The organism is Nocardia sp. NPDC051756, from assembly GCF_040681495.1.
GTDB lineage: Bacteria > Actinomycetota > Actinomycetes > Mycobacteriales > Mycobacteriaceae > Nocardia.
The window spans coordinates 572041-588441 of the sequence record NZ_JBFAYV010000006.1 but is presented as its reverse complement, the minus strand read 5'-3'; the positions used below and the strand labels follow the sequence as shown (position 1 = coordinate 588441).

General features: G+C 66.3%; 15 protein-coding genes. 6 read left to right on the top strand and 9 right to left on the bottom strand.

Annotated features, from left to right (window positions below; all coding sequences use genetic code 11):
- Window position 1 precedes the first annotated feature (1 nt).
- The 3 genes from AB0M22_RS28850 to AB0M22_RS28840 form a co-directional block, all read right to left on the bottom strand.
- Window positions 2-400, bottom strand: a complete 399-nt coding sequence (locus AB0M22_RS28850; protein ID WP_364733319.1) for a DUF779 domain-containing protein — start codon at window positions 398-400, stop codon at window positions 2-4.
- A complete protein-coding gene (locus tag AB0M22_RS28845; RefSeq protein WP_364733316.1) occupies window positions 400-1917 on the bottom strand; it encodes an aldehyde dehydrogenase family protein in 1518 nt (505 codons plus the stop codon). Before AB0M22_RS28845 ends, AB0M22_RS28850 begins: the two co-directional genes overlap by 1 nt.
- 99 nt (window positions 1918-2016) lie before the next feature.
- Window positions 2017-3234, bottom strand: coding sequence for a transcriptional regulator (locus AB0M22_RS28840; RefSeq protein ID WP_364733314.1), 1218 nt, complete (start codon window positions 3232-3234; stop codon window positions 2017-2019).
- A 317-nt stretch (window positions 3235-3551) separates the two neighbouring features.
- Here AB0M22_RS28840 and AB0M22_RS28835 point away from each other — a divergent pair, with 317 nt between their 5' ends.
- Window positions 3552-3974, top strand: coding sequence for a hypothetical protein (locus AB0M22_RS28835; RefSeq protein WP_364733311.1), 423 nt, complete (start codon window positions 3552-3554; stop codon window positions 3972-3974).
- A gap of 44 nt (window positions 3975-4018) precedes the next feature.
- On the opposite strand, the gene AB0M22_RS28830 is transcribed toward AB0M22_RS28835, so the two are convergent.
- The 3 genes from AB0M22_RS28830 to AB0M22_RS28820 form a co-directional block, all read right to left on the bottom strand.
- A complete protein-coding gene (locus tag AB0M22_RS28830) occupies window positions 4019-4342 on the bottom strand; it encodes a hypothetical protein (RefSeq protein WP_364733309.1) in 324 nt (107 codons plus the stop codon).
- Between the two features lie 71 nt (window positions 4343-4413).
- Window positions 4414-5556 carry a nucleotide pyrophosphatase/phosphodiesterase family protein gene (locus AB0M22_RS28825; RefSeq protein WP_364733306.1) on the bottom strand — a complete coding sequence of 381 codons (1143 nt, stop codon included), beginning with the start codon at window positions 5554-5556 and terminating at the stop codon, window positions 4414-4416.
- 42 nt (window positions 5557-5598) lie between these two features.
- On the bottom strand, window positions 5599-5907 hold the full coding sequence (locus AB0M22_RS28820) for a nuclear transport factor 2 family protein (RefSeq protein ID WP_150401486.1): 309 nt from the start codon (window positions 5905-5907) through the stop codon (window positions 5599-5601).
- Between the two features lie 141 nt (window positions 5908-6048).
- Here AB0M22_RS28820 and AB0M22_RS28815 point away from each other — a divergent pair, with 141 nt between their 5' ends.
- On the top strand, window positions 6049-6933 hold the full coding sequence (locus AB0M22_RS28815) for an LLM class F420-dependent oxidoreductase (RefSeq protein ID WP_364733303.1): 885 nt from the start codon (window positions 6049-6051) through the stop codon (window positions 6931-6933).
- Between the two features lie 373 nt (window positions 6934-7306).
- Here the strand turns inward: AB0M22_RS28815 and AB0M22_RS28810 are convergent, their stop codons facing one another.
- Together AB0M22_RS28810 and AB0M22_RS28805 are read right to left on the bottom strand one after the other, a co-directional pair.
- Window positions 7307-7714 carry a hypothetical protein gene (locus AB0M22_RS28810; protein ID WP_364733300.1) on the bottom strand — a complete coding sequence of 136 codons (408 nt, stop codon included), beginning with the start codon at window positions 7712-7714 and terminating at the stop codon, window positions 7307-7309.
- A complete protein-coding gene (locus AB0M22_RS28805; RefSeq protein ID WP_364733297.1) occupies window positions 7711-7995 on the bottom strand; it encodes a ribbon-helix-helix domain-containing protein in 285 nt (94 codons plus the stop codon). The genes AB0M22_RS28810 and AB0M22_RS28805 overlap by 4 nt, the downstream gene beginning before the upstream one ends.
- A 158-nt stretch (window positions 7996-8153) precedes the next feature.
- On the opposite strand from AB0M22_RS28805, the gene AB0M22_RS28800 reads away from it, so the two are divergent.
- Window positions 8154-10436, top strand: a complete 2283-nt coding sequence (locus AB0M22_RS28800; RefSeq protein WP_364733294.1) for an excinuclease ABC subunit UvrA — start codon at window positions 8154-8156, stop codon at window positions 10434-10436.
- Between the two features lie 938 nt (window positions 10437-11374).
- On the opposite strand, the gene AB0M22_RS28795 is transcribed toward AB0M22_RS28800, so the two are convergent.
- On the bottom strand, window positions 11375-12337 hold the full coding sequence (locus AB0M22_RS28795; protein ID WP_364733292.1) for an NADP-dependent oxidoreductase: 963 nt from the start codon (window positions 12335-12337) through the stop codon (window positions 11375-11377).
- A 689-nt stretch (window positions 12338-13026) separates the two neighbouring features.
- Between AB0M22_RS28795 and AB0M22_RS28790 the strand changes: the two genes are divergently transcribed.
- The 3 genes from AB0M22_RS28790 to AB0M22_RS28780 are packed head-to-tail and all read left to right on the top strand — an operon-like array spanning window position 13027 to window position 16392.
- Window positions 13027-13674 carry a TetR/AcrR family transcriptional regulator gene (locus AB0M22_RS28790; RefSeq protein WP_364733290.1) on the top strand — a complete coding sequence of 216 codons (648 nt, stop codon included), beginning with the start codon at window positions 13027-13029 and terminating at the stop codon, window positions 13672-13674.
- Between the two features lie 48 nt (window positions 13675-13722).
- Window positions 13723-14574: a 3-hydroxyacyl-CoA dehydrogenase gene (locus AB0M22_RS28785; RefSeq protein WP_364733287.1), complete on the top strand. Its 852-nt coding sequence runs from the start codon at window positions 13723-13725 to the stop codon at window positions 14572-14574.
- 48 nt (window positions 14575-14622) lie between these two features.
- Window positions 14623-16392: an oleate hydratase gene (locus AB0M22_RS28780; RefSeq protein WP_364733284.1), complete on the top strand. Its 1770-nt coding sequence runs from the start codon at window positions 14623-14625 to the stop codon at window positions 16390-16392.
- The last annotated feature ends 9 nt before the right edge of the window (window positions 16393-16401 follow it).

The window sequence follows — 16401 nt, the reverse complement described above, 5'->3', positions numbered from 1 at the left end:
TCTAGGTCAGCCGATCGGCACCGGTGCACGGCGGCGGCATGGTGGCCACCTCCTCGTCGGTGAGCAGCCGCGAACGCAGCAGGAACCGCACATTCTCGGGCGCTTCCAGCGAGCAGCTGCTGCCGCGCCCGTTCACCACGTCGACGGTGACGTGGGTGTGCTTCCACAGCTCGTATTGCTCGGCGCTCATCCAGAATTCGGTGTGCCAGGGCAGATAGCCCAGCAGCACGTCCGCGCCGCCGATGCGGAACTCGCGCACCGGCAGGCACACCGGCGAACTGCCCTCGGCGCGGCCGCCGGACTGGTGGAACAGCACCGCGCCGTGGCATTCGATCAACTGCCGCAACACGGTTCGGGCTCGCTCGGTGATGGCGACCCGGTGGGTTCGATATTGCTGCATCAGAAGAACCCCAGCTTCGTCGGTGAATAACTGACCAGCAGGTTCTTGGTCTGCTGGTAGTGATTCAGCATCATCTTGTGGCTCTCCCGGCCGATGCCGGATTTCTTGTAGCCGCCGAACGCGGCGTGCGCGGGGAAGGCGTGATAGCAGTTGGTCCAGACCCGGCCGGCCTTGATCGCGCGCCCCATCCGGTAAGCGGTGCCGCCATCCCTGGTCCACACCCCGGCGCCGAGGCCGTAGAGGGTGTCGTTGGCGATGCGCACCGCTTCCTCGACGGTGTCGAACCGGGTCACCGCGACCACCGGTCCGAAGATCTCCTCCTGGAACACCCGCATGGTGTTGTTGCCCTCGAAGATGGTCGGCTGGATGTAGTAGCCGCCGGGTAGACCTTCGACCTTGCGTGCCTCGCCGCCGGTGCGGACGCGGGCGCCCTCCTGCCTGCCGATGTCCATGTAGGACAGGATCTTCTCGTATTGGTCGTTGCTGGCCTGGGCGCCGATCATGGTGGCGTCGTCGAGCGGGTCGCCGCCGGTGATCGCCTCGGTCCGGGCCACGCAACGGGACAGGAATTCGTCGTAGATCGAGGAGTGGATCAGCGCGCGCGACGGGCAGGCGTACACCTCGCCCTGGTTGAAGGCGAACATGCCGAAGCCCTCGATCGCCTTGTCCAGGAACGCGTCGTCCTCGGCCATGACGTCGGGCAGGAAGATGTTGGGGCTCTTACCGCCGAGCTCCAAGGAGATCGGGACGATGTTCTCGCTGGCGTACTGCATGATCAGCCGCCCGGTGGTGGTCTCGCCGGTGAACGCCAGCTGCGCCACCCGCGCACTGCACGCCAGGGGTTTCCCGGCTTCGACGCCGAATCCGTTGACCACGTTGAGCACTCCCGGCGGCAGCAGGTCCGCGATCAGCTCGACGACGAGCATGATCGAGGCCGGGGTCTGCTCGGCGGGCTTGAGCACGATGCAGTTGCCCGCGGCCAGCGCGGGCGCGATCTTCCACGCGGCCATCAGGATCGGGAAGTTCCACGGCAGGATCTGCCCGATCACGCCGAGCGGTTCGTGGAAGTGGTAGGCGACCGTGTCGCCGTCGATTTCGGCGACGCTGCCCTCTTGGGCGCGGATGGCGGCGGCGAAGTAGCGGAAGTGATCGACGGCCAGCGGGAGGTCCGCGGCCAGGGTTTCGCGGACCGGTTTGCCGTTGTCCCAGGTCTCGGCGATCGCGAGGGGTTCGAGGCTGCCTTCGATCCGGTCGGCGATCCGGTGCAGGACGGCGGCGCGCTGCGCGGGTGAGGTGGCGGCCCAGCGCGGGGCCGCGGCGTGGGCGGCCTCCAGGGCCAGGTCGATGTCGGCGGCGCTGGATCGGGCTATCGCGCAGAACGTTTCGCCGTCGACCGGCGAGGGGTTGTCGAAGTAGCGGCCTTCGATGGGTGCGGCCCAGTCGCCGTCGATGAAGTTGTCGTACCGGGTGGCGTAGCTGACTATGCCGGAGTCGGACCCCGGTCTGGCGTAGATCATGGCTTCGCTCCTCACAGATTTACTCTGAGAGGGCCACTATGGACGGTGAAGGTTGGCGCGAGGTTGGTGTGGAAGGTTCAACCTTCGCAACCGCGGGCCTCAGCTGCGCAGCGCGGTGTGCAACCGGGCGGCGACCACGGCGCGGCGCACGTCGTCGATCGGCAGCAGGCGCAGGGCGTGCTCGTGCACCTCGATATCGCCGGGCGAACGTTCCCCGAAGGCGACAGCGTGTTCGGCTCGATCGCTGGCCAGGACCGCATTGCGCACGCCGACATCGAGATACGAGCGCCACTGCACCACGCCCGGGGTGTCCGAGCCGGGCAGCAGCGGGCCGCGATAGAGCCACACCGCGGAGGTGGTGTCGCCGGCCGCGACGGCGGCCAGCAAGTCCACCGCATCGCAGGCGACCGGTCCGGTGAGCAGATAGCGGCGGTTGGTGATCTCCCCGCCGGTGGCCCGGCGCAGGTGGGAGACATCGGCTTTGAGAGTGCTGGTGGAGACGGCGCGGTCGCCGTAGACCGCGGCGTGCAGCTGTTCGGGGGTGAAGCCGTCGGGTTCCAGGGCCAGCAGGGCGAGGATCTCGAGCTGGCGGGGCGGCAGCGGGACCGGGCGGCCGTCGCGCAGAAGCCGTGCGGTGCCGAGACATTCGAGGCGCACGCCCGGAGTGGGCGCGGGTTCGGCGACGCGCAGCATGGTTTCCACGGCGGTCACCAGCGCGCGGACCGAGGTCATCACGGCGGGGTGGGAGCGGTCCCAGGAGCTGGACAGGTCGAGCACACCGACCTGTCGGCCGTCGGGGGCGTGGATCGGGGCGGAGTAGCAGACCCAGCCGTGCAGGGCGGCGACGAGGTGTTCGGCGGAGAACACCGAGCAGGGGCGGTCGTCGTGCAGGGCCAGCGACAATCCGTTGGTGCCCATGTGGGTTTCGTCCCAGCAGCCGCCGGGGGCGAAGTTCACGTCCTCGGCTTGCCTGCGCAGGGTGCGGTCGCCACAGGACCACATGATGGTGCCCGCGTCATCGGTGACCACGGCGAGGTAGCCGGCGTCCTCGGTGATGCTGCGCAGGTCCGAGGACAGGTCGGTGATCGGAGTGCGTAACGGCGATCGGGCCCAGGTGTCGCCGATGTCGTCGAGGCCGGGCGCGACGGTGACCGACGGGTCGACGGTGTGCAGCGAGCGTTGCCAGGATTGGGCGACGTCGGTGCGCAGCAACGTCGTTCGAGCCGGCGGAGTCGCGATCTTGGGGGCCGTAGCCCAGCGCTCCCATTCCTTTTCCAGTTCGGCCCGCTGCTGGGTCAGGGTGCGGAACTGTGCCACTTCGGGGAACCCCATCGTCGTGTGAAGTCACATTCGCTCTCTCATTCTGGCGTACGCACGACGACGGCGGGAGGGTTTGATGGCAAACCGAACGGTCCCCATGGGAGTGGGGCGGGGTGTCTCGGCGTGGCGTACAGCGTGTTCGCTGTGGGGTCGCGCGGTCTGTTTCGGACGCGGTTATTCGCGTCGTCCCGGCGGGACATGGCTGAGGCAATTCGCGAGGAGTGGCACCGTGATGTCCCGTTGAGGGCGCTGCGGGTTTTCCGGCCTCGTTTTACCTACGCGGCATCGGCCGGGTGCGCCGTTATGCTGCTGGTATGGCTAGCGTTTCCCGGCGGGCCAAGGTTGCCGACGTGCACAAGCTGGCTACCGGCATGCCGCATGTGACGCGGGTCGACGGACCCGCCGGCAACGCGGTGTATCAGGTCGGCGGTAAGTCGTTCGTATTCTTTCGCACCCCGCGCCCGGACGCCTTCGATGCCGAGACCGGTGAACGCTACAGCGACGTGATCGTCTTCTGGGTGCCGTCGGACTCGGATAAACAGGCACTGGTCCAAGACCCGGGCCTACCGTTCTTCACCACCACGCATTTCGACGGCCATCCGTCGGTGCTGGTGCGCGGCAGCCGGATCGGTGAGCTGAGTCTCGCCGAGCTGTCCGAGGTCGTCCAAGACGCCTGGCTGTCCCGCGCCTCCCGCAAACGAGCCGCCGACTGGTTGACCGCCCATCCGCCGAAGTGACCGATTGTGCAGTCGATGCAGCGAGGCATCGACTGCACCTCGACTCACTTGTTGATGAAAATGCCTGCTACGTCGGCGTTCTTGATGGGGGTCTCGGCGTTGCGCTGGCCGCCGCAGAGGATGTCGACCGAGACCATGGTGGCGTCGACGGTGGTTCCCGCGGGTTCGTGATCGTCGTTGGTCTGCTGCTTGACGAACTTGGTGATCGTCATGCGCTTGTCGTCCTGGTTCTGCTTGACGTACTCGCTGCACGGAGTGTCGCCGCCGCGGTTGAGTGCGCGCTGGACGTCGGTGCACCCGGCGAGCATCAGGGCGACCGCCGCGATCCCGAGGCCGGTCCGCCCGGTCCGTGACAACGTGGCGTTCATGTGCTCCTCCTGAATGCTTCGTCGCCCGGCGATCCGCGGCGATCGCCGTCCAGCCTAGAGCCTCGCACCGCTCAGGAACGGAACGTGCACAGCGGGATGTCGACTTCGGCGGGGGTGAGCGAGCCGTGGTGGCCGATCATGATCGATTGGATGGGTTCGGCGCCGCTGCGGATGATGCCGCGGCCGCCCTGTGCGGCGACGACGAGGTCGCCGATGCGTTCGGCGACGGGCGCGGTGACGGTGGGGCCGAACCAGCCGCGCTCGATCACCTCGGCGCGCGGGAGGACGGCGAAGTCGTCGCCGAGGATCTCGCGCCAGGCGGCGGCGACGTCGGCGGTGGCGCCGGGTTCGGTATAGACGTGGCGCACACGGGGTTCCCCGCCGAGCTGGCGGATGCCGTCGCGCAGTTCGGGGCGATGGTCGTAGTCGATGCGTTCGTCGAGTTCGACCATGCCGTGGTCGGCGGTGACGAGCAGCGCGGCGCCCGGCGGCAGGCGTTCGGCGATCTCGGCGGCGATGCGGTCGACGTGGGCCAGTTCCAACAACCACGCGTCCGAGGACGGGCCGCGGGCGTGTCCGGTGGTGTCGAGATCGGCGTGGTAGGCGTAGACCAGCGAGCGGGTGCCGGTGCGCAGGGCGATGCCGATGCCGTCGATGAGGTCGCCGACGGAGAAGTTGGGGCGGAATTCGCAGCCGCGCAGGGCGGCGCGGGTGAGCCCCGATCCGTTCTGATAGCCGGGCGCGACCTGGGTGACGGTGATGCCGTGGGCGGCGGCGCGCTCGAATACCGTTGGGGTGGGCTGGAATTGCTCGGGGACCAGATCGCGGAGCAGATCGACCTTCGGCCCCTCGCCGTGCAGACTCCAGCGCAGCGTGTTGACCAGACGCTCCTGGCCCGGCACGCGCACCAGGTAGCCGACGATGCCGTGTTCACCGGGCGGCACACCCACACCGAGCGAACTGAGACTCGTCGCGGTCGTGCTTGGGAACCCGGCGGTGAGCGTGGCCGAGGTCAGCCCCGACAAGAACGGCGCCGCACCGGAGTTGGCGGCCAGCGCGTGCGCGCCTAGCCCGTCGATGAGCAGCACGCACACCCGCTCGGCGCTGATGCCCAGGCCGAGCCGGTCCGTCTCGCCGGGCACCCCGAATCCGGCGAGCAGCGAAGGGAACACATCGGCCAGGGAACCCGTACCGTAACGGGGCGCGTCGAACACGAGGCTCAGAATGTCAAGTCCGGTGCGGCACAAGCAAGTCCGTTACGCCTGCCCGGTCTCGAAGCGGGCGACCTTGCCGTCGCGCACGGTGAACCGCCAGCTGGTGCGCATCGAACCCCAGCGCGAGTTGGTGTAGTCGGCGACCAGCGCGGTACCGCCGTCGTCGATGGACTCGACGTTCATGTGCCCGTTGCTGCCGAACACCTCCGAGTCGGTCCACTGCCCGACGTTGCGTTCCACGCCGTCGTCGGACATGGTTGCGTCGTCGGTGAGCGCGGCGAAGAGCCGGTCCTGGTCGTTGGCGTTGAGCGCGTCGACGAATTCCTGCACCACGGGATCTAGCTCAGTCATCTGGTTATTCCTCTCGGATCAGGTGGCGGAGCACGAGCGGTAGTTCAGCAAATCTCTGGCGTCCACTGTAGGACAGAACGCGGACCGACGCCGGGATGGCTGTGCTGTTGCCGCGCGCCGCCTGCTGGTAGACAGGGACGCGTGACCGCGCAGCGTGCATTCCGGTTCGGTGTCAACATGGTGACGCCGGACTCCCGGGGCAACTGGATCGAAAAATGCCGCAGGGCCGAGGAACTGGGTTTCGACGTGATCGGGGTGGCCGATCACCTGGGCTGCCCGGCGCCGTTCCCGTCGATGATCCTGGCCGCGGCGGTGACCGAGCGGGTCCGGTTGAACACGTTTGTGCTCAATGCCCCGTTCTACAATCCGGTGCTGCTGGCCCGCGACATCGCCGGCGCCGATCAACTCACCGACGGGCGAGTGGAGATCGGGCTGGGCGCGGGGTATGTGCAGGCCGAATTCGAGGCCGCGGGCATCCCCTTCGAAAGCGGCGGCAAGCGGGTCGACCATCTCGAGCGCACGGTGACCACGTTGCGCACCCTGTTTTCCGATCCGGAGTATCAGCCGCGGCCGGCACAACCGTCGGGACCGCCGCTGTTGATCGCGGGCTGGGGTAACCGGATCCTGCGACTGGCCGCCGAACACGCCGACATCATCGCGTTTCCCGGCGCGTCGGCCACGGAGAACGGTGGGCCGCTGCATCTGGCCGGAGTCGGTGAGATGAGCGAGAAGGTCGAGTATGTGCGCGGTCTGCTCGGTGCCCGCGCCGACACTGTCGAATTCAACATCCTGATCCAGCGTGTGGTGCCGCCGGAAGAACGCACCGCGGTGCTGGAGTTGTTCGGGCCCGCGCTGCCCGACGATGTCGCCGACCATCCCGAGGATTTGCCGACCCTGCTGATCGGTACGCCCGAGGAGATCGCCGAGCGGGTGCGCGCGCATCGTGACCGCTACGGCTTCAGCTACATCACCGTGCTCGAGCACTCCATGGAACAGTTCGCCCCGGTGATCGAACTGCTGCGCTGAGGATCGCTGCCCATCCGCCGCAGTGACTTACCGATGGGCCGTCCCGATCTGTCGGCCGGCCCGCGATGCGTCTCCGCCACGTCGCCGCACGCCTTCTGATTTCCCGCACCGGAAATCGCATGCAAATCTCGGTGCGGGAAATCAGAAGGCGTGCGGCAGCGGTCATGTGAGCGCTGACCTGGCGGCCGTCAGCGTTGAAGGTGAGCGGATCAGCCGGTGGATGTGTATCCCGCCGAATCGCCCGACAAACCTTGTGCGGCAGATCGATAACCATGCGGCAGCGATGTTGCCAGGCGGGTCCGGGCAGCGGGGCGGTTCCGCAAACCCACACCGTCGGAGCAACTCGCGCCAGGGTCGGCCGACGGCATAGGTATCAGGGCAACGGGTCGATGATTACGCGCGCGTCGAGTTGGCGCAGTTTCTTCGGGCGCGCGGTCAGGCATGGCCAGTCGCGGGTGATTGCTTCGTGGGTCGCTTGACTTGCCGGCAGTAGTGCTTCGGCGTTGGCGGTGCCGGTGAGGGCGGTGCCGAGGCGTTCGGCGGCGGCGCGGTCCAGGATCGGGACGATGGTGTGCGGTAGTTCGAGCAGCGCCTCGAGGATGTCGAGGCGGTCGGCGGGGATGTGGGCGCGGGCGACGCCGAGGACGGTGGCGGGTACGACGATCGTGTTGCCCGCGTTGACCGTTGCCCAGACCACGGCCTGGGCGTAGTTGGCTTGGTTGGCGAATCCGATGACGGCGGCGGTGTCGAATACGACACCGCCCAGCGCCGCGGTGATCACGCGGCGCCGGCGTGCGGTCCGCCTGCCTCTTCCTCGGATAACGGGGGTAAGCCCTGCGCGGCGCGCGCCCGGTTGATCAGATCCAGCGGCGGGCGCCCGCCGAGGACCTGTTCGAGCTTGGCCAGCGATTGGGTGCGGTTGATGCGCGCCTGCACGGCTTCGGCGACGAACGCCGACACCGACTCGATGCGACCGTTCCCGCGCCAGGCTTCCAGGGTCGCGAGCAGTTCTTCGGGCAGCGTGACGGTGACTTTCCGTGTTTTCTGCTCCCGCGACGGCATGGTTCGACTGTATCGCGAGCGGGTTTCGCGAGCGAGACCTGGACAGATTTGCGTCGGCGGGGGTCCGGCGTGGCGTGTGCAGGTCAGAGGCCGAAACAATGTGATCTGCATCACAATACCGTGGGTATTTTGTCGGTATCGGATGGCATGGTGTCCGTATGTCTTTCGCCGAATCCACCGTTCCCGCCGATGTCATCCGAGTCCTCGGTGCCAGCGAGCACAACCTGCGCAATGTGTCGCTGGAGATTCCCAAGAACAAGATCACGGTGTTCACCGGGGTGTCCGGTTCGGGCAAGTCCTCGATCGTGTTCGACACGATCGCGGTGGAGTCGCAGCGCCAGCTCTACGCGACGTTCCCGGCGTTCATCCTGAACTTCCTGCCGCGCTATGAGCGTCCGCATGCCGAGGCGATGGAGAATCTGACCGCGCCGGTGATCATCGATCAGCAGCCGGTCGGCGGCGGGCCGCGTTCGACGGTCGGCACGATGACCGACATCTTCTCCATGGTGCGGGCGATGTTCGCCCGATTCGGTTCGCCCTCGGCCGGTTTCGTCTACAACTACTCGTTCAATGTGCCGCAGGGGATGTGCCCGGACTGCGACGGCCTGGGCATCACCGTGCGCGCGGATCCGGATCGGCTGCTGGATCGGACCAAATCGCTCAACGAGGGCGCGATCCTGTTGCCCGGATACGGCGTGGGCGGCGGCGAATGGCAGATGTACGGCAGTTCGGGGCGCTTCGATCCGGACAAGAAGATCGCGGACTACTCCGCGGTGGAGTTGCAGGATCTGCTCTACGGGGCCGGCGGCAAGGTGGAGCTGGCCTTCGCGAAGGGGACGTGGAAGGCGAACTACGAGGGGATCGCCGCGAAGTTCACCCGCACGCGGCTGCAACGCGACACCTCCGCGTTGAGCGAGAAGACCCGCGAGCAGATACGCCAGTTCCTGACCGAGGGCATCTGCCCGACCTGTCACGGGGCCCGGTTGAACGCCGAGGCGCTGGCCACGAAGATCAACGACCGCAATATCGCCGACTGGGCCGGGTTGCAGATCACCGATCTGATGGTGGTACTCGACGAGATCACCGATCCGGCCGCGGCCGGGCTGGCCGCCGCGATCCGGACCTCGCTGCAGCGGGTGACCGATATCGGGCTGGGCTACCTGAGCTTGGACCGGCCGACCTCGACGTTGTCCGGCGGTGAGGGGCAGCGGTTGAAGATGATCAAGCATCTGTCGAGCACGCTGATCGGGATGACCTACATTTTCGACGAACCCAGCGTCGGGTTGCATCCGCGGGATGTGGGGCGGTTGAACGATCTGCTGAAGGCGTTGCGGGACAAGGGGAACACGGTGCTGGTGGTCGAGCACGATCCCGATGTCATCCAGATCGCCGATCACATCGTCGATGTCGGGCCGCGGGCCGGGCTGCACGGCGGGCAGGTGGTGTTCGAGGGCAGTTTCGCGCAGTTGCTGGCGGCCGATACGCCGACCGGGGCCGGGTTGCGGCGGCAGTTCGCGGTGAAGGACACCTTCCGGGCGGGCACGGGTGAGCTGCTGATCGAGCAGGCGAGCGTGCACAACCTCAAGGACGTGAGCGTAGCGATTCCGACCGGGGTGCTGACCTCGATCACCGGGGTGGCGGGCTCGGGCAAGAGCAGCCTGATCCGGGATGTGTTCGTGGTCGAGCATCCGGAGGCGATCTTCGTCGACCAGTCGGCCATCGGCGCGTCTTCGCGGTCCACGCCGGCGACGTATCTGGGGTTGATGGATCCCATCCGCAAACTGTTCGCCAAGGCGACCGGTGAGTCGACGGGGCTGTTCAGTTTCAACTCCGCCGGTGCGTGCAAGCAGTGCGAGGGCCGCGGGGTGATCATCACCGAGATCGCCTACATGGACCCGGTCACCACCCACTGCGATGCCTGCGACGGGCGCCGCTTCTCCGATGACGTGCTCGCACTCACCTTGCGCGGCAAGTCGATCGCCGACGTGCTGGAGATGACCGCGGAGGAAGCGCTGGCGTTCTTCCCGGAGAAGGCACTCAATGCCAAGTTGCGCACCATGAACGAGGTCGGCCTGGACTACCTGAGCCTCGGCCAGGCGATGAGCACGTTGTCCGGTGGTGAGCGTCAGCGGATCAAACTCGCCACCCAGCTGGGCAATACCGGTTCGGTCTATGTGCTCGACGAACCGACGACGGGTCTGCACATGTCCGATGTCGACACTCTGCTGGCGCTGTTGGACGGGCTGGTCGAACGTGGCAACACCGTGATCGTCATCGAACACAACCTCGACGTCGTCGCCCACTCCGACTGGGTCATCGACCTCGGCCCCGACGGCGGCAAAGCAGGCGGAGAAATCGTGTTCACCGGAACCCCCGCCGCACTCCTCGAAGACCCGGTCTCGTTGACCGGTGAGTACCTGCGCAAATACAAAGCGGCATAGCGGAGATCGCCACTGTCGGTCGCGGGCCTCTCCGGGGACGGCCCGTGACCGGCAGTGGGAGTGTCAGGCTCCGCGGCGATCCCCACCGATTCGGGTCCACCGATTCGGGTCCAGCGACGAGGACGCAGACGTCAGAGCGCACGGACACAGCGAGCAGGCAGCCGCACACCTTCTGATTTCCCGCATACAGACTCGCCGCGCTGACACGCGTGCGGATGTCAGAAGGTGTGCGGCTGCGGTGAACGGAGTCGCACACCGTTTCCTGCTCGTCGGCACCAACTCCGGACGTCGCCGCCGCACACCCGATACGTCTTTCTGCTGTCGGCTTCATCTCCTGCATCACCGCTTCGGTGGCAAGCGGCGTTCCGCTCGATCATCCCGAGCGGGACTTGCACGGCATCAGACATGGTGGCGTACCTCCACACTGAACCGTGAAGATCGAGGAGCAGCGTGCGGATCCCTTACGCGGCGGGTGTGATGTGCCGTGATTCTCGCCGGGCCGCAACGGGTCATCGGCGGCAGCGGCCACCGTCACGGCTCCCGCTACCGGCGCGTCCCGCGCAGCGGCGGGATCTGCTGGCGGGGCTGCGCTTCGGGTGTCTCCGGTGCTGATGGAGCAGGTGATATTGCCTCGCACGGCCACACTGCGCTGCCCCGTGGCAGCAACGGTCGAAGGTGCTTCTGGTGTATTGGATTGGCGCACAAACTGCCAGAGCGATGCCGCGAACCCAGCCGCTGTTAATGCGCCGACGGATTGGTGGCAGCTTGATGACGCGCACGGCAGTCACCAACTCGACGCCGGCGAGTTCAGCCAATCCGCCGAAATCGCCACCCCAAGCCGGCGATGGTTTCGGAGAAGATCTCGATCGTGCCGGTCGGTGGGCTCGATGTCCGGTGCCGAACCCGGTTATGCCGAATCCGGTTCATGCCGAACCCGGTTAAGGGACCAGCACGAGCTTGCCGGGTGTGTGGCCTGCGATGCCGGCCTTGTGGGCCTGTGCGGCTTCGTCGAGGGGGTAGATGCTGTCGATCAGGACGCGCAGTTCACCTGATGCCGCGCGGGCTGCCAGCTCGGACCGGATGGTGTTGCGGTATTCGGCGCCCGCGTCTTGGCCGGGTCCGTTGCCGATGACCTTGATGCCTGCGGCGGCGCGGCGGTCGGTGCCGGTGATCGAGGCGATGCGGCGGCGGTCGGTGACCAATTCCAGTGAGGTGTCGAGTGCTTCGTCGCTGCCGGCGCAGTCGATCGCGGCGGTGACGCCGTCGGGTGCGGCGGCGCGGACGCGGTCGAGCAGGCCGGGGCCGTAGTTCACGGGGAGGGCGTCGAGTTCGCGCAGCAGGTCGTGGTTGCGTTCGGCGGCGGTGGCGATGACGGTCGCGCCGGCGGCCGCGGCCAGCTGCACGGCCAGCAGTCCGACGCCGCCGGAGCCGCCGTGGATGAGCACGGTGTCGCCCTGGCCGACAGTGGTGGCGTGCAGGGCGTGCATCGCGGTTGCCCCGGCGAGGATCAACGAACCGGCCTCGGGCCAGCCCAGACCGGCCGGCTTGGGGATCAGCGAGGTGGCGGGCGCGGTGACGTAATCGGCGTAGGCGCCGGCGACCGGGTAGACGATCACCTCGTCGCCGATGCGGGCATCGGTCACGTCCGCGCCGATCGCGGTGACGACTCCGGCGCATTCCAGGCCGAGCCGTGGCATCGTCTCCGCGAGCCCGGCCGAGTCCTTGTGCTTGTCGGCCACGGTGTGGAAGGCGCCGCTGTAGAGCTTCCAGTCGATCGGGTTGACCCCGGCCGCGCGGACCTGCACGACGACACCGTCGGCGGCCGGCCGCGGCATCGGCGTCTCGATGATCGCGAGGACGTCCGGTGTTCCGTAGGCGGTCGGTCGCACGGTTCTGGGCATGGGTCGTTCGCTCCTGTTATCGGCTGGTCGGCTACTGCGCAGGCAGCGGGCCGGAGAGAAGGGCGGTGCGGCTCGATTCGGGCAACCTGCCGGGGGCCGAGTCGACTTTGGTTTCAGGCCAAGGGAACTGCGGTTCCGTCCGTCATGAACTCAGTCTCGAACGTGATCCGCTTGATGTCCAGTGCATGGTTTGCACATATGTATTGCGTTGAACGCAATACTGGAAAGAGCTCCGCACGCCGGCTGCGCGAATCGAAACCCCGGCCGCCGTCAACGCCATCACGTACGACCTTCTTCGTTGCAACGCCCGGGACGCGCCAATCACCCACTGCCCCAACGATTCCGGCTCGACCGGTGGCCGAGTGGGCGGTCGCCGGAACCTTCGCAGTGGATCACTGAATCTCGGACAAGCCCTCTGACTGCCGTCTGCCTCGGCGCACTCGGGTGAGCCAGTTGCGCATCGATCGGATCACCACGGCATGCGCCTCGCCCGTACGCAACCAGATGCCGCAGTGCGACTCCCGCCGTAGGTCCGACACCGTCGATCGCATTGAGCGGCCGCCCGATTCCCGCCCTGGTTTCCGGCGGTGATCAGGCCCGGAGTGGGTATCTCGCAGCCAGGGGTTGCCTCCTGAGTAACTAGGAGTACGCTCAGAAATGAGTCCACTCATTATTGGGAGGTGCTGGGAATGATGACCACGCCCGAGGCGGTGCAAGCCGGCCGCCGGCTGCGCAACATGCGGGACAAGCAGTCCCGGATTTTCGAGGCCGCGGCGGCGTTGTTCGCCGAGCGTGGGTTCGACAGCGTGACCACTCAGCAGATCTCCGATCGCGCGGATGTGGCGGCCGGGACGTTGTTCCGGTACGCGTCGTCCAAGGGCGAGCTGCTGCTGATGGTCTACAACGAGGAATTCCGTACCGCCCTGGAACAGGGTGAACAGGAATCCCGTTCGGAAAACGATCCGGCGCAGGCGGTGCTGGCCATGGTGGCCCCGATCGTCGACGCCGCGGCCACCCGCGTGGAGAACACGGTGGCTTATCAGCGTGAGTTGCTGTTCGGCGCACCGACCGAGCAGTACCGCGCCGAAGGTCTCGCCTTGGTCGCACGGCTGGAGTCGATGATCGCCGAACGGCTCACCGCGGCAGTCTCAGCCGGCGAAGCGGACCAGCAGGATCTGTTCGCCCGCGCATTGCTGACCGGCCGCAGCGTGTTCGCTGTGCTGCATCTCATCCTCGCTCAACCATCGACGGGCGCGCATCCCGGCCGCGACGCGACCGATGACCTGCGTGACCAGATCGCCCAGATCGTCGCGGGTTTCTTCGCCTCGATCCAGTGATGTGGACGCCGAGGGGCGAACCTCGCCTCCGGCAGGAAGGAAATCATCATGACCATCCGCAAGGTGACCGTCCTCGGCACCGGTGTGCTCGGTTCGCAGATCGCATTCCAGACCGCGTTCCACGGCTTCGAGGTCACCGCCTACGACATCAATGACGACGCGCTGAAGGCCGCGCACGATCGTTTCACCAAACTGGTCGCGATCTACCGCGACGAGGTCGAGGGCGCCGGTGACGGCAAGGCCGAGAAGGCCGCCGATTCCATCGTGACGACCGCCGATCTCGCCGAAGCGGTGAAGGACGCCGACCTCGTCATCGAGGCGGTCCCCGAGGTGCTGAAGATCAAGCAGGAGACCTACCGGAAGCTGGCCGAGCAGGCCCCGCAGCGCACCATCTTCGCGACCAACTCCTCGACCCTGCTGCCCAGTGATCTGAAGGACGCCACCGGCCGTCCCGACCGTTTCCTGGCCCTGCATTTCGCCAACGACGTGTGGCGCTACAACACCGCCGAGGTGATGGGCACCAAGGACACCGATCCGGAGGTCTTCCACGCGGTCGCCGAGTTCGCCGACGCGATCGGCATGGTCCCGATCGAATTGCACAAGGAGAAGGCCGGTTACGTGGTCAACTCGCTGCTCGTGCCGCTGCTGAACGCGGCGATGGGGCTGAGCGCGGGCGGTTACGCCGACCCGGAGTCGGTCGACAAGACCTGGCGCATCGCCACCGGCGCCCCGTTCGGCCCGTTCCAGATGATCGACGTGATCGGTCTCAAGACCCCCTACAACATCCTGGTCAACAGCGACGCCGACGGCAAGAAGCTGGCCGCGTGGCTCAAGGACAACTACATCGACCAGGGCAAGCTCGGCGTGTCCAGCGGTGAAGGTTTCTACAAGTACTCGTAATCACAAGTGCGGCAGGGCATTCCGAACCAGCACGAGGAGAGGAGTCACATGTACTACAGCAGCGGCAACTACGAGGCCTTCGCCCGACCACGCAAACCGGAGGGTGTGCAGAACAAGACGGCGTGGTTCGTCGGGGCGGGGCTGGCCTCGATGTCGGGTGCGGCATTCCTGATCCGCGACGGGCAGATGTCGGGTGATCAGATCACCGTGTTCGAGCGGTTGAAGCTGCCCGGCGGTGCGCTCGACGGCATCAAGGAGCCGAAGAAGGGCTTCGTGATCCGCGGCGGGCGCGAGATGGAGAACCATTTCGAATGCCTGTGGGATCTGTTCCGCTCGGTGCCCTCGATCGAGATCGACGGGGCCAGCGTGCTCGACGAGTTCTATTGGCTGAACAAGGACGATCCGAATTCCTCGTTGCAGCGCGCGACCGAGAAACGTGGTCAGGACGCGCACACCGACGGCTTGTTCACGCTGAGCAACAAGGCGCAGAAGGACATGGTCAAGGTGTTCCTGGCCGCGCCGGAGGAGATGGAGAACAAGCGGATCGACGAGGTCTTCGGTGAGGACTTCTTGCAGAGCAATTTCTGGATGTACTGGCGGACGATGTTCGCGTTCGAGGAATGGCACAGCGCGCTGGAGATGAAGTTGTATCTGCATCGCTTCATCCACCACATCGGCGGGCTGCCGGACTTCTCGGCACTGAAGTTCACCAAGTACAACCAGTACGAGTCGCTGGTGTTGCCGCTGTATCGGTGGCTGCTCGATCAGGGGGTGAGTTTCCGGTTCGATACCGAGATCACCGATATCGACTTCGACCTCACCGGTGACCGCAAGCAGGCCACCAGGATTCACTGGGTGTCCGAAGGCACCGAGGGCAGTGTGGATCTGAGTGAAAACGATCTGGTGTTCACCACGATCGGCTCGCTGACGGAGAACTCCGACGACGGCGATCACCACACCCCGGCGAAACTGCTCGACGGCCCGGCCCCGGCGTGGGACCTGTGGCGGCGGATCGCGGCCAAGGATCCGGCGTTCGGGCATCCGGATGTGTTCGGCGGGCATATCGAGGAAACGAAATGGGAGTCGGCGACCGTCACCACCCTCGATGAGAAGATCCCGGGTTATATCCAGAAGATCTGTAAGCGGGATCCGTTCTCCGGCAAGGTCGTCACCGGCGGCATCGTGACCGTGCGGGATTCGAGCTGGCTGATGAGCTGGACGGTGAATCGGCAGCCGCATTTCAAGCAGCAGCCGAAGGATCAGATCGTGGTCTGGATCTACTCGCTGTTCGTCGACGTGCCCGGCGATTACGTGAAGAAGCCGATGAGCGAATGCACCGGCGAGGAGATCACCAGGGAGTGGCTGTACCACATGGGCGTGCCGGAGGCGGAAATCGCTGAGCTGGCGGCGAATTCGGCGAAATGCGTGCCGGTGATGATGCCGTATGTGACGGCGTTCTTCATGCCGCGCAAGGCCGGCGATCGCCCGAATGTGGTGCCCGAGGGCGCGGTGAACTTCGCGTTCATCGGCCAGTTCGCCGAGTCGACCCGCGACTGCATCTTCACCACCGAGTATTCGGTGCGCACGGCGATGGAGGCGAGTTATCAGCTGCTCGGTATCGAGCGCGGGGTGCCGGAGGTGTACAACTCGACCTTCGATGTGCGCAAGCTGCTGGCCGCGACGAGCCGACTACGCGACGGCGACGAACTGCACATTCCGGGTCCGGAGATCGTGCGCAAGAAGTTGATGAAGAAACTGGAGTCGACCGAGATCGGCGTCATGCTCGAGGAGTACGGGCTGGTCGGAGACAAGAAGTAGGTTCCGTGC

What these genes read in the sequence shown, in the direction of transcription:
- AB0M22_RS28850 (WP_364733319.1), bottom strand. Translation starts at nt 400, where the DNA reads ATGCAGCAATATCGAACCCACCGGGTCGCCATCACCGAGCGAGCCCGA.
- AB0M22_RS28845 (WP_364733316.1), bottom strand. Translation starts at nt 1,917, where the DNA reads ATGATCTACGCCAGACCGGGGTCCGACTCCGGCATAGTCAGCTACGCC.
- AB0M22_RS28835 (WP_364733311.1), top strand. Translation starts at nt 3,552, where the DNA reads ATGGCTAGCGTTTCCCGGCGGGCCAAGGTTGCCGACGTGCACAAGCTG.
- AB0M22_RS28830 (WP_364733309.1), bottom strand. Translation starts at nt 4,342, where the DNA reads ATGAACGCCACGTTGTCACGGACCGGGCGGACCGGCCTCGGGATCGCG.
- AB0M22_RS28820 (WP_150401486.1), bottom strand. Translation starts at nt 5,907, where the DNA reads ATGACTGAGCTAGATCCCGTGGTGCAGGAATTCGTCGACGCGCTCAAC.
- AB0M22_RS28805 (WP_364733297.1), bottom strand. Translation starts at nt 7,995, where the DNA reads ATGCCGTCGCGGGAGCAGAAAACACGGAAAGTCACCGTCACGCTGCCC.
- AB0M22_RS28800 (WP_364733294.1), top strand. Translation starts at nt 8,154, where the DNA reads ATGTCTTTCGCCGAATCCACCGTTCCCGCCGATGTCATCCGAGTCCTC.
- AB0M22_RS28795 (WP_364733292.1), bottom strand. Translation starts at nt 12,337, where the DNA reads ATGCCCAGAACCGTGCGACCGACCGCCTACGGAACACCGGACGTCCTC.
- AB0M22_RS28790 (WP_364733290.1), top strand. Translation starts at nt 13,027, where the DNA reads ATGATGACCACGCCCGAGGCGGTGCAAGCCGGCCGCCGGCTGCGCAAC.
- AB0M22_RS28785 (WP_364733287.1), top strand. Translation starts at nt 13,723, where the DNA reads ATGACCATCCGCAAGGTGACCGTCCTCGGCACCGGTGTGCTCGGTTCG.
- AB0M22_RS28780 (WP_364733284.1), top strand. Translation starts at nt 14,623, where the DNA reads ATGTACTACAGCAGCGGCAACTACGAGGCCTTCGCCCGACCACGCAAA.